We start from the raw sequence: 24,135 nt of genomic DNA on the forward strand, positions 1-24,135 counted from the left end.
TTGAATGTAACTTCAAATCAATATGCCTCATTTTAGTCCAAATATCACTTTATATATAATTTATTATCTTAATAATACTATATAGTCTTTATTCCTCGTATTTTTTCTTATTTTGTCGAAAAATACGATCAAGTTTCTTCCATATAATAAGATACGTATACAGGTACTTATTAAAAACCACAAAAAAATCTTGATAATAACAAACCGCCCAGATAATCTGGACGGTTTGAGTTATTCATACACATGCACAAACGGTTCTTGCTCTCCTGCTTTTTTGACAATCAAGCTTTCCGTTTCATCCATACTATGAATATTTATCTGGACATTATAATGGTCAGCAAACATTTCGTTGACTAGACTATAGACATACTGGGTAAAACCAACGACTTCCGATTCTGACTGGAACTGTATCGGAATTTCGATGGATATGTCGCGCAAGTTGTTATCCACATAAAAGCCATTTCCGATCATCCCTACGAAATTAGGAAAGTAATCAGATACCTCTTTTCTAAAGTCGGAGAAAATCTGAGCGTCATCGAAATGATTCTCTTCTGCTTCATCTGATGGAAAAAGAACATGTTTTTCATTAATCGAATTCCATCCGCTGACAGTACTAGACGATTCATCGACATATGCTTTGCTTAAAAACTTGCCTGGGATTTTGGAACTTGCTTCTTCCTCTTCGTACAGCGCGAATACGACCGGAACATCTTTCAGTTCTTCTCTCTCACGAATTCGCTGTAAGATTTCATCTGCGTACTCTTTCCCTTTTTGTAGAAGTTCTTCTGTCGAATGGTCTACAGAATAACTCCGATCATCTGCCGTAAAGTTGTAGACAGTTCGCAAGGAAATTCCGATAGTGACACCACTTAGCTCCACGACGTTCTCATCTTTTTTCACTAAGTAATTTTGTTCGATGATATTGGAGATATATCGAGGGTTTTCCCGGAATTCTTCCTCACTCGCCTCCTCTTCATTCAATTCAGGGTTGAGACCGTCTTCTACATCTTCGGGATCCTGGTCTTCGTCAGGTTGTACGTTGCCTTCACGTCCGAGCCAGGTGAACAAAGTATCCCCATCCAGGTATTGCCCCGGCTGGAAAAAATAATCATCGGGACTGAAGTATTCTTTCGAATGACGCCTTAGTCCTCGTTCGAATTCATCGATATCCATCCTGTTTCCCATTTGATTCGTCGTGACAGTCCGGGCGCTGGACACCTTGGGACTGCTTTCCGTTAAAATCATCCGATAATCTTGTTCCGACATATTGTAGTTCGGAATAATGGCGGATTGGTTGTTGCTTTCATCCTTTGTTTCCTGGATGACTTCTTCCCTGTTGTCAAAAACAGGCGTACACGCGCTTATGACGAGCAGTGAACTTAGTAACAGTGCGTGCATCTTCCTCATGCTTTCCACTCCCTTAATAAACCTAAAACTGACCTACTGATCAGGATAGAGCATTCCTGAACTGCTCTTCATCCCAAATTTCAATCCCCAAATCTGATGCTTTCGTATATTTGGACCCGGCATCCTCACCAGCAATCAAGAGATCTGTTTTTTTACTGACGCTGCCTGTCACTTTCCCACCAAGTTCTTCGACGATTTTCTTCATTTCTGAACGGCTGTACTGCTCCATTTTCCCTGTCAAAACAATTGTTTTATCGATGAACGGAGAATCTGCTGGCTGGTCGCTCTTTTTCGCACCTTTGTATTCCATATTCAAACCGAGCTGTTTGAGTTCTTCCACTAACTGAATGACTTGTTCCTTGTCGAAATAGCTGGCAATCGAATCCGCCATTTTGCTGCCAATCTCCGGAATAGCTTCTAGTGCAGGCGCATCTGCTTGTACAAGTGCATCCATATGTTCGAAATGCTGGGCGAGCGTGCTTGCTGCTTTTGACCCGACATAACGAACACCTAGTCCGAATAGCAGACGTTCTAATGAATTCTCTTTAGATGCTTCTATTGCGTTCAATAGATTATCGACTGACTTTTCCCCCATGCGATCAAGCTCTAGCAACTCCTCTCGCTTGAGCTTGTACAAATCAGCAATATTATGGATCAAATTTTCTTGAAAAAGTTGTGCAATCACTTTTTCTCCAAGCCCCTCGATATCCATAGCATTTCGGGAAACAAAGTGGATCAACCCTTCCCGCAATTGAGCCGGGCAGTTCGGATTGATACAACGCAATGCTACTTCTTCATCAAGCCGGACAAGATTGCTGCCACATTCCGGACATTCCTCTGGCATTCGATAAGGTTCTTCTTCGCCTGTGCGCTGGTCTTCTAAAACACGGACTACTTCCGGGATGATGTCGCCTGCTTTTTTTATAATGACCGTGTCGCCTATACGGATATCCTTCTCCTTGATTAGATCTTCATTATGCAAGGAAGCACGCTGAACCGTGGTACCCGCCACTTTGACAGGTTCAAGAATCGCCGTCGGGGTCACAGCTCCTGTACGTCCGACACTCAATTCAATCTCGGTAAGTTTCGTAACCGCTTCTTCTGCTGGAAACTTATATGCCGTCGCCCAACGCGGACTTTTCGCAGTAAACCCTAGATCCTCTTGTTGATCGAGGTTATCGACTTTGATGACGATTCCGTCAATCTCATAGTCTAGATCCGGACGTCGTTCGACCCAACTATGAACATAGTCGATGACTTCCTCCATATCGTTACACTTTTTCCACTCAGGATTCGTCTTCAAGCCAAGTGCTTGCATTTTCTCAAGACGTTCACTGTGCGATTCGGATGTATCGTTTTCCCACACACCGATCCCGTATAAAAAAATGTCCAAATTACGCTTAGCTGCAATTTTAGGATCAAGCTGGCGCAGGGACCCCGCTGCTGCGTTCCGAGGGTTGGCAAACGGTTCGTCTCCGTTGGCTTCTTTTACTTCGTTCAAAGCGAGGAAAGATCGCTTCGGCATGTAAGCTTCCCCACGAACTTCCACTGTGGCAGGCTCTTGCAAACGGAGGGGGATATTGCGAATGGTACGCAAGTTTTTTGTAATGTCTTCTCCTGTTGTCCCATCTCCTCGAGTTGCCCCGCGAACGAACACACCATCTTCATATTTTAAAGACACAGCAAGACCATCGATTTTCAGTTCACACACATAGTTCACGTCTGTATCAGTACCATTCTTGACACGACGATCGAAATCGCGTAATTCTTCATCATTGAACGCATTGCCAAGACTGAGCATCGGAATGTCGTGCTGTACTTTTTCAAAAGCATCCAGAGGTTTCCCGCCAACACGCTGTGATGGTGAATCAGGGGTTTGTAAATCTGGGTACTCTTCTTCAAGCGAGATGAGTTCCTGCATTTTTTTATCATATTCATAGTCCGACACACTCGGGGTGTCTAGCGTATGATATTCATAACTATATTGCTCGAGTTCTTGTCTGAGTGTCTCTATTTTCTGTTGAGCTTCCGTTGCGTTCATATCCATCCACTTCCTTATACTTTCGTAATCGGAGCAAATCGGGCAAGCAGGCGTTTGATGCCGGTTGGTGCAGGAAAGGCGATATCAAGCTCCATGCCATCTCCTTCGCCCTGTACTTTAACAACCGTTCCTTCGCCCCACTTCTTATGCTGAGCTTTGTCTCCAGGCTGCCAGCCAATCTTTTCGCCACCTGTCGAGGCTTTTTTCTCCGGTTTCTTTGCTGCACGCTTTTTCGGTGCCGCCTGTTGTGGCTTAGCATCGAACGGATTTGCTTCCCGTTTTTTATTGAAAAATGGCAGTTCCTCTTTTTGCTCCTTGCCTTCAATCAGTTCCTCGGGAATTTCGTTGATAAACCGGCTGATCGGGTTCATGTTCGTGCGGCCATATAATGTACGCATTTTCGCATGAGAAATATATAATTCCCTTTCTGCCCGGGTAATCCCTACATAAGCAAGCCGGCGCTCTTCTTCCATTTCTTCTTCATCCATGAGAGCGCGGCTGTGCGGGAAAACATTCTCTTCCATGCCAATCAAGAAAACAACAGGGAATTCGAGTCCTTTCGCCGAGTGCAGGGTCATCAATGTAACAGTATCATCACTACTAGGGTCTTCATTCATAGAATCGATATCCGCAATCAACGCAAGGTCTGTCAAGAAAGCGACAAGTGTTTTATCTTCTGCATTCTCTTCAAAATTCTTCGTAACCGACTTAAATTCCTCAATGTTCTCCAATCGGCTTTGCGCTTCGATACTTTTCTCATTTTTCAACATTTCTTCATAGCCTGTTTTATCGATGACTTCCTGAACCATGTCTGTAGCCGATAGGAACTCTTGTTGATCGCACCAGTTCTGAATCATTTTTCGGAAACTCATGATAGCTTTGGCTGCTTTGGCACTGACACCGACAAAATCCACCTCTGCTGCCGCTTCGTATAGAGAAATGTCATGATCCGCCGCATAGGCGAGCATTTTGTCCATACTCGTTTTTCCGACGCCACGTTTCGGTTCGTTGACGACTCGTTGAAAGCTCAAGTCATCATTCGGGTTAGCAATCAAACGAAGATATGCAAGCATGTCCTTGATTTCTTTTCGATCATAGAATTTTGTACCGCCAATCATTTGATAAGGAACGCCTGCTTTGACGAACGTTTCCTCAATCGTACGGGACTGTGCATTCGTACGATACAGCAGTGCAACGTCCTGATAGCGGAATCTGCCTGCGCGCACCAAATCTTCAATTTTATCAGTCACAAAAAGGGCTTCCTCCCGTTCTGTTCCCGCTTGTTTATAATGGATTTTCTCGCCACCTTTGTTATCGGTCCAAAGGCGTTTCGGTTTACGCCCGCTGTTTTTATCAATGACATTGTTTGCCGCGTTCAAAATCAATTCGGTTGATCGGTAGTTTTGTTCCAGCAAAATCGTTCTTGCATTCGGGTAATCATTTTCAAAGTTGAGGATGTTCTGGATATCCGCTCCGCGCCATGCATAAATCGACTGATCCGAGTCTCCAACAACACAAAGGTTCTGATAACGACTAGCCAAATGTTTGACGAGCTGGTATTGTGCGTGGTTCGTATCCTGATACTCATCCACATGGATATATTGGAAACGGCGCTGATATGTTTCTAATACTTCCGGCACTTCATCAAAAAGGCGGAGGGTCTGCATAATCAAATCATCAAAGTCGAGGGACTGGTTTTTCCGCAGCTTTTTTTGATAGCCTTTATAAATTTCTGCAATTTGTTCTTCATGCATATTACCGGCTTGCTTGGCATAGTCTTCTGCTGTCATCAATTCGTTCTTCGAATTACTGATCGCTCCAAGCATCGCGCGTGGGTCCCACTTTTTCGGGTCAAGATTAATCTCTTTCAGTACTTGCTTAATGACGGAAAGCTGATCGCTTGAGTCCAGGATGGAAAAGTTGCGATCATAACCGATGCGGTCGATGTCACGCCTCAGAATGCGCACACACATCGAGTGGAACGTCGACATCCAAATTTTTTCGCCATCTTTTCCGACAAGAGATTCGACACGCTCTTTCATTTCACGTGCCGCTTTATTTGTAAACGTAATCGCTAGGATATTACGGGGAGCTACATCTTTTTCACTAAGTAAATAAGCAATGCGGTGCGTCAAGACTCGAGTCTTTCCACTCCCGGCACCTGCCATGATCAGAAGCGGGCCTTCCGTGTGGGTCACCGCGTTCTTTTGTTCTGTATTCAAGCCTTGAATCAAAGCATTCAATGCCTGGGTCATGAGGGGCCACCATCCTTCATTTTCATTGATTTAGTTGCTTCGACCGTTTCGAGAGCAACCTCTAGGTTATCATAAATCACGTCACCGACGACGATAACATCCGCAAATTCAGCCATTTGTTCGGCTTGTTCTTTTGTCCGAATGCCTCCGCCATAAACAAGGGTCGTATGGTGACATTGTCTTGCGACCTTTTTTACTAATTCCGGATCGCCGTACGTGCCACTATATTCCATATAAAAAACGGGCAGACGGAATACGTGCTCCGCCATCTTCGCATAGGCGAGGACATCTTGTACATTTGGTAAGGTGCAATCCGTCTTCTGATAGACTTTCGCTTCTGGATTGAGTACGCAGTATCCTTCTGTTAGCATATCCTGCCAGTCAATCATATCTGCATATTCCTTAATCGCCTGGTGTTGTACATCAAGCAACCATTTTTTATGACGACTGTTCAGCACTAGCGGGATAAAATACGCATCAAATCCCGGTACGACTGCCTCAAGGTCCGACACCTCAAGAACTGTACTAACATTGTAAGGCTCCAGGCGCTCCAGAAGATCTGCGACATTTTCGAACGTCACCCCATCCGTTCCACCGACGATGACTGCATCTGTTCCTGATGTGCACACTTTCTCTAACGCTGCATTGGTGATCATTTTATTCGGATCAAGCTTGAATACATGATCCCACTCGCTTATATTGTACATTTCCGTCCTCCAAAACAACAATTATCCATCTACCCATTATAGCAAATTTTTGCCCCGGGGTTGAGGGCTGGACAATGAGAATTCTATGACCAATTTGATTGCACTTACTGGAATAATTTGTAAGACCTGGTACGGTAATTTTTGTATGACCTGGTGTGGGAATATTTGTAAATATTTTGATTGCTTCACGGACGCAAAAAATCCGCTGTTCTGTTTAAGGAGCAGCGGATTTTTATGAAGGATGTTCAGGAAGGAGACGGGAAGATGTGAACGTCATCGTTACGAGGCCGACACTTAATATGGTAATAGCTGACAACAACAATGTTTCCATTGAAAATAAATACCCGCTCGCCCCAATGATGAGCGCATCGATCGCTAAAATGACAAATCCAACATTCACTTTGAACCAATCGGCAATCATTTGTGCCAATAAGTCTGTCCCCCCAGTGCTTGTATGGACCCGAAGCATCAATCCAATGCCCCCTCCGACTAGCGCTCCTCCTATAATCGAGCTGATAGCAGGATCGAGCGGCAGATGATATGCCCTCAATCCTTGCAAAACGTCAATAGAGAACGAAGAAATCAACAATCCATGTAAACTATTGTAAAAGTAACCCCTGTAGAAGAACCAGGCGAGTGTAAAAATCGGAATACTAAAACAGATAATCGTGAGGCCAACTTTCAGCCCCCATATATAATTAGCAATCATACCTATACCAATGATCCCGCCATCCAGGACATGATCCGGGATTAGGAAAAAATTGATGCCGAGAGAAAGGATCAAACTGCCGCTTATGATCATTGCGCCTTTTTTCATCATCTCTTTCATCGGACAGGTCCCCTTTCTTAATAAAAGGTTATGCCTGTCCTCCTCCATATAGAATGAAAGAATTGCCTATAACATGCTCGTAATGCCTACAGAGTAAAATTGAATATAGGATATTCCATATACAACAATAGATGATCACAGCGGGCCGGAAAGTACAAAGCCATAAAAAAAGACCGCCACATCCCTTGCGGCAGCCTATCTCCACTATTCGGTTCTCTTTTCCTGGACACGATCAAGTGCTTTCGTGTATGCGTCATTTCCGTAATTCAAACAACGTTTCACACGGGAAATCGTCGCTGTCGACGCGCCTGTTTCTGTTTCAATCTTATGATAGGTATAGCCTTCACGTAGCATGCGGGCTACTTCTAATCGTTGGGCAAGTGATTGGACTTCATTCATTGTCGCTAAGTCATCAAAGAATTCATAGCATTCTTCAACGTTTTGCAGTGATAAAATCGCTTCAAATAGCTGGTCTAGCGTCTTCCCTCTCAGTTTATCGATTTGCATGCCAGTTCCCTCCCTTACTCATTCTCAACAACCGCATTACCTGGAATAATGTTCACCCACGTTTGACCAGGAGTGAACGCGAGCGGCTCATTATTCTTAAACGGAAGCAGTCGCCCTTCGACGTTTTTCCATTGTACTTCTTTCATTTTTCCATCTTGTAAAAGAAAACCATTCCCACCTGAAGTGAGGTCGATATCACGGCGGCCAGCATTATCTATAATGCGGTGGTCCGCTTCGATGATCCATACATTCTCCACACTCACACGCTCGTCATTGCTACGGTCCATCGTCGGTTCTCCGTCACTCGAGCGCAGAAAGTGTCCTCCTTCTTGGTCATACGTAAAACTTACATTTGTATGAGCCCCATACGAAATTGATACTTCATCCACAGGCGTACCTGCCGAATTCTCGCTATCGGCAAAGGGCAGAGCTTCAACTTCCTTTGTTGTTTCATAACTTTTCCTTTCCATTGCCTTTGCCAAACCTTCCGTCAAAAGATAAGAATTATGCGGGGCGATTCGGTCTGTGGAACGATCGAACAACCAACCATTGTTGTCATATAACGCGCCATCTAAATAATCGATCCCACTGTTCGCGACCTTATGGTTAATAGCTGTCGAAGCGCCATGATAGGTATATACAGCATCATAACCATCAGCAATCTGGAAATAATACGGACGGGCACTTCTTACTGGCCCAATTGTATCAGGAATATCACTATGGAACAAAGCAAGGAAACGGGTGATTTGCCCTTCTGCTAATACTTCATAGACGACATCCGCCTGACTCAAACCTGACTGCGGCCGCGCTTTCGGGTGATTATTGACCATGACAGATAGGATGCGACCATTCGTCCCTTCATCTGTCCGTTCCCCAGTCAGTGGAAAAATCTCAAAATCCTCAACAGTTTCCTCATCTTCAACGGTCACTTTTTCTTTTGTCTCTTTTTCTACGACCTCTGTATCTTTCTCTGTATTCTTTTCAGGTTCTGCTGCCCCGGCTTCTTCATTACATGCAGCCAAAAAAAGGACAACAAGAACACTGAAAAAAGTGAGCTTTCTCATGTAGCACTTCCCCTTCTCAATAATTCCTCTTCTATTTTAACGCATTATCGAAGGAAAGAGTACCTCTTTCTTTTTCACATCCATAATGCCAAGAGGTGTGATTCGAATATAAGGCAAATGCATGGATGATAAGAAAAGTAATGTATAGACAGGATCGGAAAAAGCAAACCCTTCTTCCTTCAGATATGCTTTCAACTTCGCTTCTTCCTCTATCAAATCACGCATTGGAAGATCTGACATCACCCCTCCAAGAGGTAAAGAAAGTTCAAAGAGAATTTCTCCTTCATTGACGAGGACAATCCCTCCCCCAATTTCCTTCATCCGATGAAATGCCTTCTTCATATCTTTACGCGACTTCCCTGTCAATATGATGTCACCTGTATTGCTATAAGAACTGACAAGCGCCCCAAGCGTCTTGGTGAAACCTTTAAGCAATGTATTGACCATCCATTCTCCATCACGGTCCATTAACATCAAAAATGATTCATCATGATCATCTGAAAGGCGTTCCGCAGCAGACTCAGTATAAATTGCATAAGGCTTCATGATGACATCATTCACCATCTCAAGTCCAACCGGCATGGAAAATTGCATATCCCCATCCGTCACTTCCCAATCAAGTGCGAGCGGCTTGATTCCATTCTTATTCCATTGAATGTGGGTGGTCGGTTTCACCGTTTTATCATCACGCTTGATCCACTCCCCCTTGGCGATGACAGAATGAGGGGTAGGATTTTTTGGATCTGATAAAAAGTTCAAGTGAGCCACACGGCCTGCATTCAAGCTTCCGACACGGTTTTCGATCCCGAAATGCTTTGCTGCTTGATATGTAGCCATCATATAAGCTTCTACTTCCGGCACACCTGCTTCAAGAGCAATTTGGACACATTGATTGATCAGTCCTTCACGATAGAAGCCAGGGGTCGATCCATCTGTCGTGTACATGAGGTGGTCAAAGTGACGATGTCCTTTTTCTATAAGTCCCTGCAGAATTTGTGGAAGATCCGGACGGATGGAAGAATACCTTAATCCAGTCTGATATCCGATCTCCAGCCGTTGCAGGACATCCTCTGCTGTCATCGATTCATGTTCTGAATCCATGCCAAGTAATCTCATTTTCACAAGCGTCTGCTCAGAAGCACCAGGCAAATGAGCTTCCAGAGGTTTTCGGGAACGTTTCGTCTCCTGCATATAATGCAAAATTTGCTCATCCCCTTTATGAAGGACATCAGGCCAGGCCGTCAATTCTCCCCCCTGTATTACCGCATCATGGTCAATCCAATCTGGAATTTGCTCATCAAAAGCTTCTCTATCTTCTTCCCTGAGTACCGTTTGTGGATCAAAGCGCGCCCACCAATACATTGTGGCAGGCAAATTCATGAATTCTTCCAACAAAGAAAACGCTTTCTCTTCTTCTGTTAAAAAAAGCCACATCAAGTTGTCATTGACGAGGGTCGTCGTTCCTGTCTCAGCCGCATATTCAGCTAAGCTTTGGGGATTATATAACTGAAATGGATGGGAATGAGGTTCCACATAACCCGGGACGATATAACTGTCCTGTCCATCTATCATTTCCGTGCCTTCCGTATTAGAAGGTAGTTCTTTACCTGTATAAATAATGCGATCTTCATATAGCCAAATATGGCCGGTCATCCATTGTTTTAAATAAACATTCAAGTAGGTCGTATTTTTGATTAGTTTTGTCGGCGCCGTTTTGCCATCGATTACAGCTGCATGTTCTCTCAGCTGCCGGTTCCGCCAACGAAATCGCGTTTCATTCATGGAGCTTCCCTCCCTGATTTCATTATCTTCTATCGTAACACAGGATATTCCAATCTGGTAAGGAGGAACATTATGAAACCAAACATCGGAATTGTAAACAGTATGATTCGCATCACTGCCGGACTTAGTATGCTCACCTATTTGACCATTCGCGGGGCACGTCATGAGAATAGCTCCTCTCATCCATTGCTGATCATACTCTCCGCTTTAAAAGTCGCTGAAGGGATCGTCCGTTTTTGTCCCCTTACTGCCGTTTATGAAGACATGGCAGCGGAAACAGACGGAATAGAGGAAAGCTGGCAACAAGACATTCCGCATAATCAATGAAAAAAGTCCTCGGTCAGACGATGTTCCATAGAACTCCACGTCCTGCGGCTTCTGGCAAACTAAAGCAGACTTAGAGGTGATGTCCTTTGCCAAAACAGGAGCTGCTTATGACCTTGAGAGGGACCAAGTGTGCTGGATAAAAGTAGAATGATGAGGGTTTTAAATTTAATGGGTAACCATTTTAGTAATAACAAAGCATGGAATTATTTCCTGCCCCAATAATAGTAAGAGAGCGGGGCCTCCCCCGCTCTTCTAAAAAGGATGAATACTATGGAATTTTTGGAGTACTTTACAGATGTCGGATTCGTTATTGCGATCATTATCGGATCGGTTGCAGCTTTATTTTTTGTCGGTATGCATAAGCGACGAAAGGATTGACCGACCGATATCCCGGCGGTAGAAAAAGTCATCCGAATCATCGAACACATGTAACGACTGATACGTCTGATCCAGAGCTTGCGCTAAATCGCTACCTTTACTGCCGACCAATAGGACGCGCCCGCCACTGGATACATACTCCTCATCGGCAAAGGCTGTTCCTGCATGAACTACGAACACTTTTTCATCTACGGACAGTTCGGGGAGAGGACGTCCTTTTTCATACTCCCCTGGATACCCCTTTGATGCGACAACGACACCCGCACAAGTTTCGTTCGACCACTCTAAACCAGGATCCTTCCCTTCCAAAACATCGATCACCACCTGTTCCAAATCATTTTCGAGAAGTGGCAGCACAACTTGTGTTTCAGGATCCCCAAAGCGAGCATTGAACTCGATGACCTTTGGACCGTCCTCTGTTTCAATGAGGCCAGCATATAATATTCCTGTAAACGGCCGCCCTTCCTGCACCATCGCCTCAGCAACAGGGCGGACAATCGACTCAAGGGCAGTTTCATAGGAGGCATCTTTCAAATCTGCCACAGGAGCAAATGCCCCCATGCCACCTGTATTCGGACCTTGATCCCCTTCCAATGCCCGTTTATGATCTTTCGCGGGGATCATCGGGTAGACGTCCGTCCCGTTCACGAACGCCATTAATGAAAATTCATCTCCAGCTAAATATTCTTCGACAACGATTTCCCGACTCGCCGCACCAAATTGACCATGTTTCAGCATTTCGTCTACAGCAGATAGAGCTTCATCCTCTGTTTCTGCAACGACCACTCCTTTACCCGCAGCCAGACCATCGGCTTTCACGACAATTGGGGCCCCTTTTTCTTCTATATAAGCTTTTGCAGCTTCCACCTCTGAAAAAGCTTGGTACTCTGCAGTAGGAATTTCGTATTTTTGCATGATTTGTTTAGCAAAATGCTTACTTCCTTCAAGAAGTGCGGCTGCCTTTGAAGGACCAAAAACCAACAGACCTTCTGCCAAAAAACGATCGACAAGACCATCAATCAAAGGATTTTCAGGACCCACAATTGTTAAACCGACCTGGTTATCTTTCGCAAAAGCGACCAGAGACTCATGATCATTTTCATCGATATTGATACACTCAGCGCCCTTCTTGATTCCAGCATTCCCTGGAGCTGCAAAAATGTGCTTCACCTGCGCACTTTCCGACAATTTTTGAACAATGCTATGTTCACGACCGCCACGTCCGACTACCATGATATTCATAGAACGCCCACCCTTTCGATTAGTGTTTGAAATGACGCATTTTTGTAAAGACCATCGCTATGCCATGCTTATTACAGGCATCGATTGAGTCCTGATCCCGTTTTGATCCTCCGGGTTGAATGATCGCCGTGACACCGGCTTCAGCGGCTGCTTCGACAGTATCCGGCATTGGGAAAAATGCATCCGAGGCCATAATACTGCCTGCCGCCTTTTCACCTGCTTGTTCAAAAGCGATTTTTGCCGCTCCGACGCGGTTCATTTGTCCTGCTCCGACCCCAAGTGTCCGATCGCCTTTTGCTACAACGATAGCGTTCGACTTTACATGCTTTACAACTTTCCAGCCAAGTTTCATATCTTCCATTTCTTGTTCTGTCGGCTCACGCTCAGTCGCCACTTCCAGGTCGACTCCGTCAAGCGAACCCTCATCTGTGTCCTGGACAAGCAATCCTCCATTGACAGTCGCAAGCTTATGAGCAGGTCGGTCCGCTTTCTTCATATCGACTTTCAACAGTCGCAAGTTTTTCTTCGTTGTCAAAAGGTCTAACGCCTCTTGACTGAAGGATGGCGCGATAATGATCTCAAGGAAAATCTCCTTCAATTTCGCAGCTGTTTCTCCATCGACTTCACGGTTCAAAGCAACAATACCTCCGAAAATAGAAACAGGGTCACCTTCATAGGCTTTTACATAGGCATCATAAAGATTTTCTCCAACACCCACACCACAAGGGTTCATATGTTTCACGGCGACAGCTGCGGGTTGATGGAACTCAAGGACCACCTCTAACGCTGCATTGGCATCTTGAATATTGTTGTAAGAAAGCTCCTTGCCGTTCAACTGCTCTGCTTCAGCTAGAGAAGTTCCTTCAACGTTCGCTTTTTTATAAAAAGCAGCACTCTGGTGCGGGTTTTCTCCGTAACGGAGGGACTGTACTTTTTCATAGGTGACGGTATATGTTTCCGGATACGGTTCTTCGGTCAACTCGGAAAAATAACCAGCGATCATCGCATCATAATTCGCAGTATGACGGAACACTTTAGCAGCCAATTTACGTCGCGTTTCAAAGGAAAGTCCGCCCTCCTGTATACCGGCGATCACTTCTTCGTAATCGGATGGATTGACAACCACGGCTACATCTTCAAAACTTTTGGCAGCAGCACGAAGCATGGTTGGTCCGCCAATATCAATGTTCTCTATTGCATCCGCTTCGCTTACCCCTTCTTTTGCAATGGTTTCTTTGAAGGGATACAAATTGACAGCTACTAGGTCGATCGTTTTGATATCCAGCTCTTCAAGTTGCTTCATATGACTCTCATACGAGCGTTTCGCGAGTAACCCACCATGGACCGAAGGATGAAGTGTCTTCACACGTCCGTCCATGATTTCCGGAAATTCGGTCACTTCAGAAATGGATCGTACAGGAATCCCTGCTTCTTCAATCGTTCGTTTCGTGCCACCTGTCGAAACAAGTTCATAATCGAGGTCATGCAGCTGTTTGGCAAATTCGGTCAATCCTAGTTTATTGGATACACTGAGTAGGGCACGTTTTTTCATAGAGATTCCTCCTTGATGAATAATGATTGGATCACTTCTGGATAGAGACGGTGTTCGACCGCCTGAATGCTTTGTTTCACATCTTCTGCTGTAGCGTTTTTTTCAATCTTGATGGCTTCTTGAGCGATGATCGGTCCTGTATCCATTCCATCATCGACGTAATGGACGGTGACCCCAGTGACTTTCACTTTTTGCGCAAGCGCCTGCCCAATCGCATCTTTACCCGGAAAAGCAGGCAGCAAAGATGGATGGATATTAACGATTCTTCGCTCATACGGTTTTAGCAATGTCGGACCGATCAGTCGCATGTAGCCAGCGAGGACGATGAAATCCACATCGCGTTGTTTACAGTCTTCAAGAACCGCGGTTTCGTATGCTGCCTTATTTTCAAAAGATTTAGGACGATAGACGACCGTATCAATTTCATGATTTTGCGCCTTTTCGATTACCGGTGCACCGATACGGTCACAGACGAGTAAGCGGACTCGTGCGTCCAGGATTCCATTTTCAATCGCATCGATAATTGCGTCAAAATTGGAACCAGTACCGGAAGCGAAAACAGCGATGTTAGTCATGACCATTGCACTCCTTCTTCTCTCGTTACCTTTCCAATTACGACAGCATCTTCTACCGTCTCAAGTACTTGGTCAGCTTCCGCTTCATCGACAACGACGGCCATTCCGATCCCCATGTTGAATACCCCGAACATATCTTCTTCTGTGAGCGAACCTTTTTCCTGCAAAAAGCGAAAGATTGCCGGCACTTCCCAACTGTCTTTTTCAATAACGACTCCGAGTCCTTCAGGAAGAGCGCGAGGGATATTTTCATAAAAACCTCCGCCAGTAATATGAGCGACACCCTTAAGGGTAAGTTCTTTTTTCAGCGTTTGAATTGCCTCCACATAAATAAGAGTAGGCGTAAGCAACTGTTCACCGAGAGGCTTCTGTAACCCTGGGTACACTTTTTCCAAATCAAGATCTGCTACCAATTTCCTTACGAGAGAAAAGCCATTGGAATGGATACCCGAAGAAGGTAAACCGATCAGGACATCCCCTGCTTGGACCGACTCTCCGGTGATGATCTTCCGCTTATCAGCCATCCCGACAACAAAACCTGCGAGGTCATACTCACTCTCCTCATACATGCCGGGCATTTCAGCCGTTTCTCCACCGACAAGGGCAGCTCCTGCCTGTTCACAACCATCCGCAATACCTTTGACGATTTGCTCAATACGGGCCGGATCATTCTTTCCACAGGCGATATAGTCTAAGAAGAGAAGAGGGTCGGCTCCTTGTGCGACAATATCGTTGACACACATGGCAACCACATCTACACCTATCGTATCATGACGATCGATTTCGAATGCGAGCTTCAGCTTCGTTCCGACCCCATCCGTACCAGTGACAAGTACCGGCTCTTCATAAGTCATGCCACTAATGTCAAATAAACCGGCAAATGATCCGAGACCACCGAGCACTTCTTTGCGCATCGTCCTACCGACATGTTTTTTCATACGTTCGACCGCTTCGTATCCTGCTTCCACGTCGACACCTGCTTGTTTGTACGATTGACTCATCTCTCTTCCCTCCTATGCCTTTTCATATGGATGCATCGTATTCGGATAAATTTCTGTCGGGTATTTGCCTGTAAAACAAGCCATGCAGCCACCATGTTCAAGCGACTCCTCCCCCTGATAGATGCTGTCATTCAATCCTTCTACAGATAAAAAGGAGAGACTGTCGGCACCAATTTGCGTCTCGATTTCCTCTACGGAATGATTGGCAGCAATCAATTCCCCGCTATTGGACGTGTCGATCCCGTAATAACAAGGGTTTTCAATCGGAGGGGAAGCAATTCTTACATGAACTTCTTTCGCACCTGCTTCTTTCAGCATTTTGACGATCCGCCGACTTGTCGTACCTCTTACAATGGAGTCATCAACCATCACGACCCTTTTCCCTTCGACAATTCCCCTTACTGCAGACAATTTCATTTTTACTCCTTGCTCGCGAAGCTCTTGGGACGGCTGTATAAAGGTTCGACCGACATAACGATTTTTGATCAAGCCGAGCTCATAAGGTATTCCTGAAGCCTCTGCATAACCGATAGCTGCTGAAATACTTGAGTCAGGCACGCCTGTCACGACATCTGCCTCAACAGGAGCTTCTTCTGCCAGCGATTTGCCCATTCTTTTCCTTGATGCGTGTACATTTTTCCCGTCCAGGTTACTGTCTGGTCTTGAAAAGTATACATATTCCATCGAACAGAGCGTCCGTTGAATAGGGGCGGAAAAGCGTTTGGATTCGATGCCTTCATCAGAGATGACGAGCAGTTCCCCTGGTTTAATTTCCCGCTCATATGTCGCACCGATCACATCAAAGGCGCACGTTTCCGAAGAGACGACCCATGAATCACCAAGATGGCCGAGGCTAAGCGGGCGTAACCCACGCGGGTCATTGGCGACAAACATCCGATCTTCTGTCATCACTAAAAAGGCATACGCCCCTTTAATCATCGACAAAGCTTCCATGATCGCTTGTTCAAGCGGTAAATGACGGGCCCGCTTGATTAAATGGGCGACCACTTCTGTGTCCGATGTCGTCTGTAAAATGCTTCCTTGCGCCTCCAGTTGATTTTTCAAAGCTTGCGCATTGACGAGGTTTCCATTATGAGCAAGGGCGAGTCCACCTGTTTGGGAACGGAAATGGAGCGGTTGAATATTTTCATATCCCCCGTCTCCTGCGGTCGCATAGCGAACATGACCGATGGATCCATGGCCATTCAAATCTTCGAGACGGTGTTGAGAAAAGACTTCATTGATCAAACCGTGACCTTTGGCAAGCTTCAACTGTTCTCCATCAGTCGTGACAATGCCCGCCCCTTCTTGTCCGCGGTGCTGCAGGGCGTGCAAACCATAATACGTCAACTGCGCTGATTCTGAATGCCCCCACACACCGAAAATCCCGCATTCTTCATTTAAACCTTTGATTTCACCAAGCATGCAATGGCTCCTTTCCACGCTTCTTTGAGCACTGATGTCTTTTCTTCCAGCACGACTTCTTTCTGGCGAATTCGATAGATGCCATCATCCGTTACGGTTCCAATTGCACGTGCATCTGTGACTGCCTGTTCGAATGCTTGTTGATGTGCCGGGTTTACGGTGACAAGGAAACGGGATTGCGTTTCAGCAAAGAGTTCGGAAACTAGCTCTCCACTAAGAGTTACCTCACACCCAAGTTCGTCATGGAACAACATTTCTGCAAGGGCGACAGAAAGACCGCCTTCTGCGATATCATGTGCTGACTCTACAAGACCAGAACGGATAGCTGTAAGCAGTTGCTTTTGTCTGATAGCTTCTGTTTGTAAATCAAGAACCGGCGCCTGGCCGAAGTGTCCGCCTTCTAGTACCCCCTGCAATTCACTGCCACCAAATTCTGGTTTCGATTCTCCAATCACATACAACAAGTCGCCTGCTTTTTTAGCGTGTGAAGTAGTGATATGTTCCACGTCGTCAATTAAACCTACCATGCCGACTACCGGTGTTGGATAGATCGCTTTTCCTCCGAAAGATTCATTGTACAAGCTGACATTGCCACCAATAACAGGTGTTTCGAGTTCGCGGCATGCTTCACTCATGCCCTCCACACTTTTCTCCATTTGCCAGAAAATCTCCGGGTTCTCAGGAGATCCGAAATTCAATCCATCTGTAATTCCGAGTGGGCGGCCACCAGAACAAACGATATTCCTTGCTGCTTCGGCAACAGCAATTTTTCCGCCAACTTCGGGATCGACGTAAATGTAGCGGGAGTTACAGTCTGTTGTCATCGCTAACGCTTTTTTCGTTCCACGTACCCGGAGAACTGCTGCATCAGATCCAGGAGTGATGACCGTATTCGTCTGAACCATCGAATCGTATTGATCATACACCCATTCTTTGCTCGCGATGGTTGGTTGCTTCAGTAAATCTAGTAATGTTTCGCGGTAATCAGTAACGGAAGGCAGGTAGTTTTCCATCCGTTGAAACGATTGATAATAGTCTGGAATGCGGGACGGCTGATGATAGACAGGAGCATCTTCCGCAAGCGAATCGACCGGTACGTCAGCGACTACATCCCCGTGGTGCTCAAGACGGAAACGTTTATTGTCCGTCACTTCTCCTACGGCTACCGCTTCCAGGTTATACTTACGGAAAACACTCGCAATCTCATCTTCCCGTCCTTTTTCCACAACAAGAAGCATACGTTCCTGAGATTCAGAGAGCATCATTTCATAGGCAGACATGTTTTGTTCCCGCTGTGGAATAAGATCGAGGTTCATCGTCATGCCTGTACCTGCTTTACTTGCCATTTCACTTGCTGAAGACGTGAGCCCTGCTGCACCCATATCCTGAATACCAACGAGGGCATCATGCTGGATGACATCCAGGCAAGCTTCGATGAGTAATTTTTCCATAAACGGATCCCCAACCTGGACAGATGGACGCTTTTCTTCAGAAGCTTCCGATAATTCTTCTGAAGCGAAGGTCGCACCGTGAATCCCATCACGTCCTGTTTTAGCACCGACATACATGACCGTATTGCCAACTCCGGCCGCGATCCCCTTTTGTATATCTTTGTGTTCGATCAACCCGACACACATCGCATTGACAAGCGGATTACCGTTGTATGCATCGTCAAATTGAACTTCGCCACCAACCGTCGGAACACCGACACAGTTGCCATAGCCAGCGATTCCGCGGACAACTTCTTCAAAAAGGTATTTCACACGGGGCTGTTGCAAAGAACCAAAACGTAAGGAGTTCAGCAAAGCAATCGGACGGGCTCCCATCGAGAAAACATCGCGTAAAATTCCGCCGACACCTGTTGCTGCCCCTTGATACGGTTCTACAGCAGATGGATGGTTATGACTTTCGATTTTGAAAACGACAGCCTGTTCATCTCCGATATCAATGATTCCGGCACCTTCCCCGGGCCCTTGCAACACATGTGCCCCTTCTGTCGGGAATTTTTTCAAAAGTGGCTTCGAGTTTTTGTAGCTGCAGTGTTCGGACCACATGACCGAGAACAAACCTATTTCCGTGTAATTCGGACGGCGACCGAGGATCGAGCGAACCGATGTGTATTCTTCGTCTGTCAGCCCCATGTCTGCATAGACACGCTGTTCTTCAATCATTTCTGGACTGATCTCAAGCATTGATGGCATGTTGTTCCCTCCAGTTTGTCAAAATCGATTGAAATAACCGTAAGCCGTCATCATGACCGAGCAGAGCTTCTACAGCCCTTTCCGGGTGAGGCATCATCCCAAGCACATTGCCCTTTTCATTGACAATACCAGCAATATTGCCGACAGATCCGTTCGGGTTTTCCTCATAAGTGAAGACAATCTGATTGTTTTCACGAAGCTGCTGGAGCGTTTCTTCATCGCAAAAATAATTCCCGTCTCCATGAGCGATTGGAATTTCGATTTTTTCCTGTTGTTCGTAATGTTTGGTGAAAATCGTATCTGCGTTCTCAACGTTCAGTGTTTCATAATGGCACATGAACTTCAGCTTTTCGTTCGGCAGCATGGCGCCAGGTAAGAGGCCCATTTCGAGAAGGATCTGGAAGCCATTGCACACTCCGAGGACAGGCTTACCAGCTTCTGCCGCTTGGCGGATTTGCTCGACCACATTTGAAGTGGATGCAATCGCCCCTGAACGCAAGTAGTCTCCATAGGAGAAGCCTCCCGGTAATAGAATGGCATCATAGTTTGCTAGATTCGCTTCCTTATACCAGACAAGATCTGCTTCTTCCCCAAGCTGATCTTTGGCAGCGAAGTACATATCACGGTCGCAATTCGAACCCGGAAAAACAATCACAGCGAACTTCATGTTAGACAGCCTCCTCAATGGTATAGCTGTAATTCTCGATGACAGGATTTGCAAGGAGCTGGTCACACATCTGGTCGATTTGTGCTTCGATATTTTCCGTATCTTCTACCAGTACTTCCATGTATTTTCCGACACGAACTTCCTGGACATTGTTATATTCGAGGGATTTCAGTGAATTCTGGACCGCTTTTCCCTGAGGGTCAAGGACTCCTTCTTTTAATGTGATATGGATCTTTACTTTACGCATACGCTCTCCTCCAGTCGATGTAAGATATTCTCGTACGTATCAATCAAATTGCCTGTGCCTTCACGAAATACGTCTTTATCCAATTTTTCTCCTGTATTCCTATCCCAAAGCCTGCAGGTGTCAGGAGATACTTCATCTGATAATACGATAGATCCATCAGCGAGACGGCCGAATTCCAGTTTAAAATCGACAAGCGTCAGCCCTGCTTTAAGGAATAGTTGTTGTAAAGTTTGATTGATTTCAAGTGCTTCCTGTTTGATGAATGTGAGTTCCTGTTCCGTGATGTCCGTCAGATGATATGCATGGACATCGTTAATGAGCGGGTCATTCAATTCGTCTTTTTTGTAAAACAATTCAATGATTGGTGGGGTGAAGCCCGTTTTCTCCTGGATTCCAAGCCGGCGGGTGATACTGCCAGCAGCCTGGTTGCGGACGACTACTTCAAGAGGAATGATTGTCGTGCGTCTGACCAGTTGTTCGGTCTCGTTCAAAGCTTCGATAAAGTGGGTCGTGATGTTGTGTTGATGTAAATATTGAAAAACTTTCGAGGTGATCAAGTTATTGAGGCGTCCTTTCCCCGCAAACTCGCTCTTCTTCTCGCCATTGAATGCTGTTGCATCGTCTTTATAAGATAAAATGAGTTGTTCAGACTCGTCTGTTGTATGATAAACTCGCTTCGCTTTTCCTTCGTATAATAATGAACCCTTCATAGAAGAAACACCCCGCTTAAGAATTGGATTTTTTTGTAAGACCTGGTACACCATAAAATGGTGTACCAGGTCTTACAGTTTTTACCATTACAGTCCGATACGGTCGAAGATGCGGTCGACTTGTTTTAGGTGGTGCTTGTAGTCAAAGCACGCATCCAGTTGTTCTTGAGATAAGGTGGAGGTAATCTTGTCGTCCGCTTCAATCAAGTCACGGAACGGCACCCCGCGCTCCCACGCTTCCATTGCTTTCGGCTGAACGAGGTCGTAGGCTTCTTCCCGCACCATTCCTTCATCGATCAACGTCAGCAATACACGCTGGGAGAAAATCAATCCATAAGTCTTCTCCATGTTTTCCTGCATACGCTCAGGGAAGACAGTCAAGTTCTTCACGATGTTACCAAAGCGGTTCAGCATATAGTTCAATGCAATCGTAGCGTCAGGCAGAATAATACGCTCAGCAGAAGAGTGGGAAATGTCACGTTCATGCCACAGAGGAACATTCTCAAATGCTGTCATCATGTTTCCGCGCAACACGCGCGCCATCCCCGTCATGTTCTCGGACCCGATCGGATTACGTTTGTGCGGCATCGCAGAAGATCCTTTTTGACCTTTAGCGAAAAATTCTTCCACTTCTCTTGTCTCCGTTTTTTGAAGGCCGCGAATTTCAACAGCGATTTTCTCTATAGAGGTCGCTACCAAAGCTAACGTGGATACATAATGAGCATGGCGATCCCGCTGCAGCGTCTGAGTGGAAACTGGAGCAGCTGATAGGCCAAGCTTTTCACACACATACTCTTCTACATACGGGTCAATATTCGCATACGTACCGACAGCTCCTGATAGCTTCCCAACTTCCATTTGCTTCATCGCAAGGTCTAAACGCTCCAGGTTTCGCTTCATTTCTTCGTAGTACAAAGCCAGTTTCAAACCGAACGTTGTCGGCTCTGCGTGCACCCCGTGCGTACGCCCCATCATGACTGTGTGTTTGTGCTCGCGTGCTTTGTCAGCAAGAATCTCAATAAAGTCCACTAAGTTTTTGCGGATGATTTCGTTCGCTTGCTTTAATTGATAGGAAAGTGCCGTATCAACGACATCCGTCGAAGTCAGTCCATAATGCACCCATTTCCGCTCATCCCCGACTGTTTCAGAAACAGCTCTTGTAAAAGCGACAACATCGTGACGCGTCTCTGCTTCAATCTCATGAATTCGTGAAATGGAAAAAGAGGCTTTTTCACGCAATTTCTCTACATCTTCTTTAGGAATGACCCCAAGTTCACTCCACGCTTCACAGGCTAAAAGTTCTACCTCCAGCCATGCTTGATAACGATTCTCTTCTGTCCAAATCGCCCCCATCTCAGGGCGTGTATAACGTTCTATCATTGTCTTCCTCCTACCATAAATGAATCTGATTTTGTGATATTCGTTCGTCTATCTCTTCTAAATTTTCTCCTATAAAAGTGAGGTGGCCCATCTTTCGATTCGTCCGCGCTTCTTTTTTTCCATAATCATGAAAATGGAAGCCGCTATACTCTTCTAATCGATCCACGAGAATACCACGGTGTTTACCGAGCATGTTCACCATCACCGCTGCTCCGAAAGAATGGACAGGAAGAAGAGGCAGGCCACAAATAGCGCGGATATGCTGTTCGAATTGCGAAACATTACAAGCTTCAATAGTATAATGCCCGGAATTATGAGGGCGTGGTGCCATTTCATTGATGAACACATCTTCCCCGCGGACGAACATTTCCACAGCAAATGTGCCGACAACACCGATCCGCTCCGCCAATGCCTCTACCACCTGACGCGCTTTTTCCCGAACATTTTCTGGCACAGCTGCAGGTACCCGCGTTTCATGCAAGATATGGTTTTTATGAATATTTTCTGCAAGTGGGAACAGTTCGATTCGTCCGTCCATCCCCCGGGTAAAAACTTGAGAGACTTCCAAATCGAAGGATAGCCACTCTTCAACAATATAAGTATCTCCATTTTCCATAAACAAACGAGCATCCTCTAAGTTATCCTTCTGCTCGATTTTCAATTGACCTTTTCCATCGTATCCCCCGCTTACCGTCTTGATAACAGCCGGAAAACCAATGGCATCAAGCGCATCCACTAATTGGTCAAAACTATGAACAATACGATAAGTCGGAACAACGAGCCCTGCTTCGACCGCCACCTCTTTTTCCTTCTCACGATTTTGGGTCACTTCCAGGGCGAGAGATCCTTGGGGCATTTTCCTCTTAGACTCAAACAATCGCGCCACTTCAAGGTCGACGTTTTCAAACTCGTACGTAATCACATCACTCAAGCGACTTAACTGTTCCGCCGCTTCTAAGTCATCGTACGCAGCGATAATCTGTTCATCAGCTACCGATGCACAGGGGCAATTTTCTGTAGGATCAAGGACAGCTATCCGGTACCCCATATGTCTGGCAGCGACAGCCATCATTCTGCCAAGTTGTCCTCCACCAAGAATACCGATGGTTCTTCCTGTACGGACCACATTATGTTTCAAGCAAATCCCTCCTCATTCCATCGACTTTTTCTACCATTTGCTGGCGGTAATCGGAGAGCCTTGAAGCAACTTCCGAATCGAAGGCTCCAATCATCTCTGCAGCGAGCAAACCTGCATTTTTCGCTCCAGCCTTCCCGATAGCAACGGTAGCTACAGGAACCCCTCCTGGCATTTGAACGATTGACAAAAGGGAATCCAATCCTTGCAATGCTTTCGATTCAACCGGGACACCTATAACAGGAAGCGTGGTTTTCGCAGCCACCATACCTGGCAAATGAGCCGCTCCACCTGCACCTGCGATGATCACCTTCAAACCTTTTTCACGGGCTGTTTCAGCGTAAGTAAACATATCTTCAGGCGTACGGTGCGCAGAAATAATTTCCTTTTCATAACCGATTGCCAATTCGTCAAGAATATCGCACGCGGGTTTCATTGTTTCCCAGTCTGATATACTCCCCATGATCACGCCAACACTTGTCATCCAATCCCTCTTTTCCTATAAAAGTGATTTAAAACATAAAAAAACCTGTTCGACGCCCCTCTATAATGAGAGGAGTCGAACAGGCATACGTGTCTCCGGCCTGAGAAAGCTTAAAAAGCTTAAACTCCCCTCATAGTCCGGAAATTTACGGTTCCCAGGTAGAGACGTACGGGCCATATCCCCGTCATATATGAGGTCGTCTATGCAATTCTGCCTTCA

General features: G+C 45.7%; 22 protein-coding genes and 1 riboswitch. Of the genes, 2 read left to right on the forward strand and 20 right to left on the reverse strand.

Going from position 1 to position 24,135, the window contains the following annotated elements; translation table 11 throughout:
• Window positions 1-231 precede the first annotated feature (231 nt).
• From BMZ58_RS08375 to BMZ58_RS08410, 8 genes are all read right to left on the reverse strand, one after another.
• Entirely contained in the window at window positions 232-1,407 is a 1,176-nt protein-coding gene (locus BMZ58_RS08375) for a CamS family sex pheromone protein (RefSeq protein WP_075036104.1), read from the reverse strand.
• Window positions 1,408-1,447: 40 nt separating this feature from the next.
• The gene (gene ligA / locus BMZ58_RS08380) at window positions 1,448-3,448 is read right to left on the reverse strand and encodes an NAD-dependent DNA ligase LigA (protein WP_075036105.1); all 2,001 of its coding nucleotides are present in this window, start codon (window positions 3,446-3,448) and stop codon (window positions 1,448-1,450) included.
• 14 nt (window positions 3,449-3,462) lie between these two features.
• Entirely contained in the window at window positions 3,463-5,703 is a 2,241-nt protein-coding gene (gene pcrA / locus BMZ58_RS08385; RefSeq protein WP_075036106.1) for a DNA helicase PcrA, read from the reverse strand.
• Entirely contained in the window at window positions 5,700-6,410 is a 711-nt protein-coding gene (gene pcrB, locus BMZ58_RS08390; RefSeq protein WP_075036107.1) for a heptaprenylglyceryl phosphate synthase, read from the reverse strand. Before pcrB ends, pcrA begins: the two co-directional genes overlap by 4 nt.
• Window positions 6,411-6,642: 232 nt before the next feature.
• On the reverse strand, window positions 6,643-7,230 hold the full coding sequence (locus tag BMZ58_RS08395) for a YitT family protein (protein ID WP_075036293.1): 588 nt from the start codon (window positions 7,228-7,230) through the stop codon (window positions 6,643-6,645).
• A gap of 213 nt (window positions 7,231-7,443) precedes the next feature.
• Complete coding sequence (locus BMZ58_RS08400) at window positions 7,444-7,746, reverse strand: YerC/YecD family TrpR-related protein (RefSeq protein ID WP_075036108.1); 303 nt, start codon at window positions 7,744-7,746, stop codon at window positions 7,444-7,446.
• Window positions 7,747-7,760: 14 nt separating this feature from the next.
• Window positions 7,761-8,810, reverse strand: coding sequence for a DUF3048 domain-containing protein (locus tag BMZ58_RS08405; RefSeq protein WP_075036109.1), 1,050 nt, complete (start codon window positions 8,808-8,810; stop codon window positions 7,761-7,763).
• A gap of 36 nt (window positions 8,811-8,846) precedes the next feature.
• Window positions 8,847-10,592 carry an adenine deaminase C-terminal domain-containing protein gene (locus BMZ58_RS08410; RefSeq protein ID WP_075036110.1) on the reverse strand — a complete coding sequence of 582 codons (1,746 nt, stop codon included), beginning with the start codon at window positions 10,590-10,592 and terminating at the stop codon, window positions 8,847-8,849.
• 72 nt (window positions 10,593-10,664) lie between these two features.
• Between BMZ58_RS08410 and BMZ58_RS08415 the strand changes: the two genes are divergently transcribed.
• Window positions 10,665-10,919, forward strand: coding sequence for a YgaP family membrane protein (locus BMZ58_RS08415; RefSeq protein ID WP_075036111.1), 255 nt, complete (start codon window positions 10,665-10,667; stop codon window positions 10,917-10,919).
• 270 nt (window positions 10,920-11,189) lie between these two features.
• Window positions 11,190-11,297, forward strand: coding sequence for an EYxxD motif small membrane protein (locus BMZ58_RS21745; protein WP_425268649.1), 108 nt, complete (start codon window positions 11,190-11,192; stop codon window positions 11,295-11,297).
• Here the strand turns inward: BMZ58_RS21745 and purD are convergent.
• The 12 genes from purD to purE all read right to left on the reverse strand — a co-directional run bounded on the left by purD (window position 11,259) and on the right by purE (window position 23,916).
• Window positions 11,259-12,539 (reverse strand): phosphoribosylamine--glycine ligase, encoded by a 1,281-nt coding sequence (purD, locus tag BMZ58_RS08420; protein WP_075036112.1) that lies wholly within the window; start codon window positions 12,537-12,539, stop codon window positions 11,259-11,261. The genes BMZ58_RS21745 and purD overlap by 39 nt on opposite strands.
• 19 nt (window positions 12,540-12,558) lie before the next feature.
• Window positions 12,559-14,091, reverse strand: a complete 1,533-nt coding sequence (purH, locus tag BMZ58_RS08425; RefSeq protein WP_075036113.1) for a bifunctional phosphoribosylaminoimidazolecarboxamide formyltransferase/IMP cyclohydrolase — start codon at window positions 14,089-14,091, stop codon at window positions 12,559-12,561.
• Complete coding sequence (purN, locus tag BMZ58_RS08430) at window positions 14,088-14,666, reverse strand: phosphoribosylglycinamide formyltransferase (protein WP_075036114.1); 579 nt, start codon at window positions 14,664-14,666, stop codon at window positions 14,088-14,090. The genes purH and purN overlap by 4 nt, the downstream gene beginning before the upstream one ends.
• Complete coding sequence (purM, locus tag BMZ58_RS08435) at window positions 14,663-15,667, reverse strand: phosphoribosylformylglycinamidine cyclo-ligase (protein WP_075036115.1); 1,005 nt, start codon at window positions 15,665-15,667, stop codon at window positions 14,663-14,665. The genes purN and purM overlap by 4 nt, the downstream gene beginning before the upstream one ends.
• A 12-nt stretch (window positions 15,668-15,679) precedes the next feature.
• Window positions 15,680-17,092 (reverse strand): amidophosphoribosyltransferase, encoded by a 1,413-nt coding sequence (purF, locus tag BMZ58_RS08440; protein ID WP_075036116.1) that lies wholly within the window; start codon window positions 17,090-17,092, stop codon window positions 15,680-15,682.
• Window positions 17,068-19,293 (reverse strand): phosphoribosylformylglycinamidine synthase subunit PurL, encoded by a 2,226-nt coding sequence (gene purL, locus BMZ58_RS08445; RefSeq protein ID WP_075036117.1) that lies wholly within the window; start codon window positions 19,291-19,293, stop codon window positions 17,068-17,070. Before purL ends, purF begins: the two co-directional genes overlap by 25 nt.
• Complete coding sequence (gene purQ / locus BMZ58_RS08450) at window positions 19,277-19,960, reverse strand: phosphoribosylformylglycinamidine synthase subunit PurQ (protein WP_075036118.1); 684 nt, start codon at window positions 19,958-19,960, stop codon at window positions 19,277-19,279. Before purQ ends, purL begins: the two co-directional genes overlap by 17 nt.
• Before the next feature lies 1 nt (window position 19,961).
• Window positions 19,962-20,207, reverse strand: a complete 246-nt coding sequence (gene purS / locus BMZ58_RS08455; protein WP_075036119.1) for a phosphoribosylformylglycinamidine synthase subunit PurS — start codon at window positions 20,205-20,207, stop codon at window positions 19,962-19,964.
• Window positions 20,195-20,917: a phosphoribosylaminoimidazolesuccinocarboxamide synthase gene (gene purC / locus BMZ58_RS08460; RefSeq protein ID WP_075036120.1), complete on the reverse strand. Its 723-nt coding sequence runs from the start codon at window positions 20,915-20,917 to the stop codon at window positions 20,195-20,197. The genes purS and purC overlap by 13 nt, the downstream gene beginning before the upstream one ends.
• A gap of 87 nt (window positions 20,918-21,004) precedes the next feature.
• Complete coding sequence (gene purB, locus BMZ58_RS08465) at window positions 21,005-22,297, reverse strand: adenylosuccinate lyase (RefSeq protein WP_075036121.1); 1,293 nt, start codon at window positions 22,295-22,297, stop codon at window positions 21,005-21,007.
• Window positions 22,298-22,307: 10 nt separating this feature from the next.
• A complete protein-coding gene (purK, locus tag BMZ58_RS08470) occupies window positions 22,308-23,435 on the reverse strand; it encodes a 5-(carboxyamino)imidazole ribonucleotide synthase (RefSeq protein ID WP_075036122.1) in 1,128 nt (375 codons plus the stop codon).
• Window positions 23,425-23,916: a 5-(carboxyamino)imidazole ribonucleotide mutase gene (gene purE / locus BMZ58_RS08475; RefSeq protein ID WP_075036123.1), complete on the reverse strand. Its 492-nt coding sequence runs from the start codon at window positions 23,914-23,916 to the stop codon at window positions 23,425-23,427. The genes purK and purE overlap by 11 nt, the downstream gene beginning before the upstream one ends.
• 113 nt (window positions 23,917-24,029) lie before the next feature.
• Window positions 24,030-24,130, reverse strand: a riboswitch (purine riboswitch).
• Between the last annotated feature and the right edge of the window lie 5 nt (window positions 24,131-24,135).

Origin of the sequence: Halobacillus dabanensis (assembly GCF_900114165.1) — a bacterium.
In the GTDB taxonomy this organism is placed as follows: domain Bacteria; phylum Bacillota; class Bacilli; order Bacillales; family Halobacillaceae; genus Halobacillus; species Halobacillus dabanensis.

Coding starts and splice junctions, on each gene's coding strand:
- BMZ58_RS08410 (WP_075036110.1), bottom strand. CDS start 10,592: ATGAATGAAACGCGATTTCGTTGGCGGAACCGGCAGCTGAGAGAACAT.
- purC (WP_075036120.1), bottom strand. CDS start 20,917: ATGAAGGGTTCATTATTATACGAAGGAAAAGCGAAGCGAGTTTATCAT.
- purL (WP_075036117.1), bottom strand. CDS start 19,293: ATGCCATCAATGCTTGAGATCAGTCCAGAAATGATTGAAGAACAGCGT.
- BMZ58_RS21745 (WP_425268649.1), top strand. CDS start 11,190: ATGGAATTTTTGGAGTACTTTACAGATGTCGGATTCGTTATTGCGATC.
- purN (WP_075036114.1), bottom strand. CDS start 14,666: ATGACTAACATCGCTGTTTTCGCTTCCGGTACTGGTTCCAATTTTGAC.
- pcrA (WP_075036106.1), bottom strand. CDS start 5,703: ATGACCCAGGCATTGAATGCTTTGATTCAAGGCTTGAATACAGAACAA.
- purQ (WP_075036118.1), bottom strand. CDS start 19,960: ATGAAGTTCGCTGTGATTGTTTTTCCGGGTTCGAATTGCGACCGTGAT.
- purH (WP_075036113.1), bottom strand. CDS start 14,091: ATGAAAAAACGTGCCCTACTCAGTGTATCCAATAAACTAGGATTGACC.
- purF (WP_075036116.1), bottom strand. CDS start 17,092: ATGCTTGGTGAAATCAAAGGTTTAAATGAAGAATGCGGGATTTTCGGT.
- purD (WP_075036112.1), bottom strand. CDS start 12,539: ATGAATATCATGGTAGTCGGACGTGGCGGTCGTGAACATAGCATTGTT.
- purB (WP_075036121.1), bottom strand. CDS start 22,297: ATGATAGAACGTTATACACGCCCTGAGATGGGGGCGATTTGGACAGAA.
- BMZ58_RS08415 (WP_075036111.1), top strand. CDS start 10,665: ATGAAACCAAACATCGGAATTGTAAACAGTATGATTCGCATCACTGCC.
- BMZ58_RS08405 (WP_075036109.1), bottom strand. CDS start 8,810: ATGAGAAAGCTCACTTTTTTCAGTGTTCTTGTTGTCCTTTTTTTGGCT.
- purM (WP_075036115.1), bottom strand. CDS start 15,667: ATGAGTCAATCGTACAAACAAGCAGGTGTCGACGTGGAAGCAGGATAC.
- BMZ58_RS08395 (WP_075036293.1), bottom strand. CDS start 7,230: ATGATGAAAAAAGGCGCAATGATCATAAGCGGCAGTTTGATCCTTTCT.
- purE (WP_075036123.1), bottom strand. CDS start 23,916: ATGACAAGTGTTGGCGTGATCATGGGGAGTATATCAGACTGGGAAACA.
- BMZ58_RS08400 (WP_075036108.1), bottom strand. CDS start 7,746: ATGCAAATCGATAAACTGAGAGGGAAGACGCTAGACCAGCTATTTGAA.
- ligA (WP_075036105.1), bottom strand. CDS start 3,448: ATGAACGCAACGGAAGCTCAACAGAAAATAGAGACACTCAGACAAGAA.
- BMZ58_RS08375 (WP_075036104.1), bottom strand. CDS start 1,407: ATGAGGAAGATGCACGCACTGTTACTAAGTTCACTGCTCGTCATAAGC.
- purS (WP_075036119.1), bottom strand. CDS start 20,207: ATGCGTAAAGTAAAGATCCATATCACATTAAAAGAAGGAGTCCTTGAC.
- pcrB (WP_075036107.1), bottom strand. CDS start 6,410: ATGTACAATATAAGCGAGTGGGATCATGTATTCAAGCTTGATCCGAAT.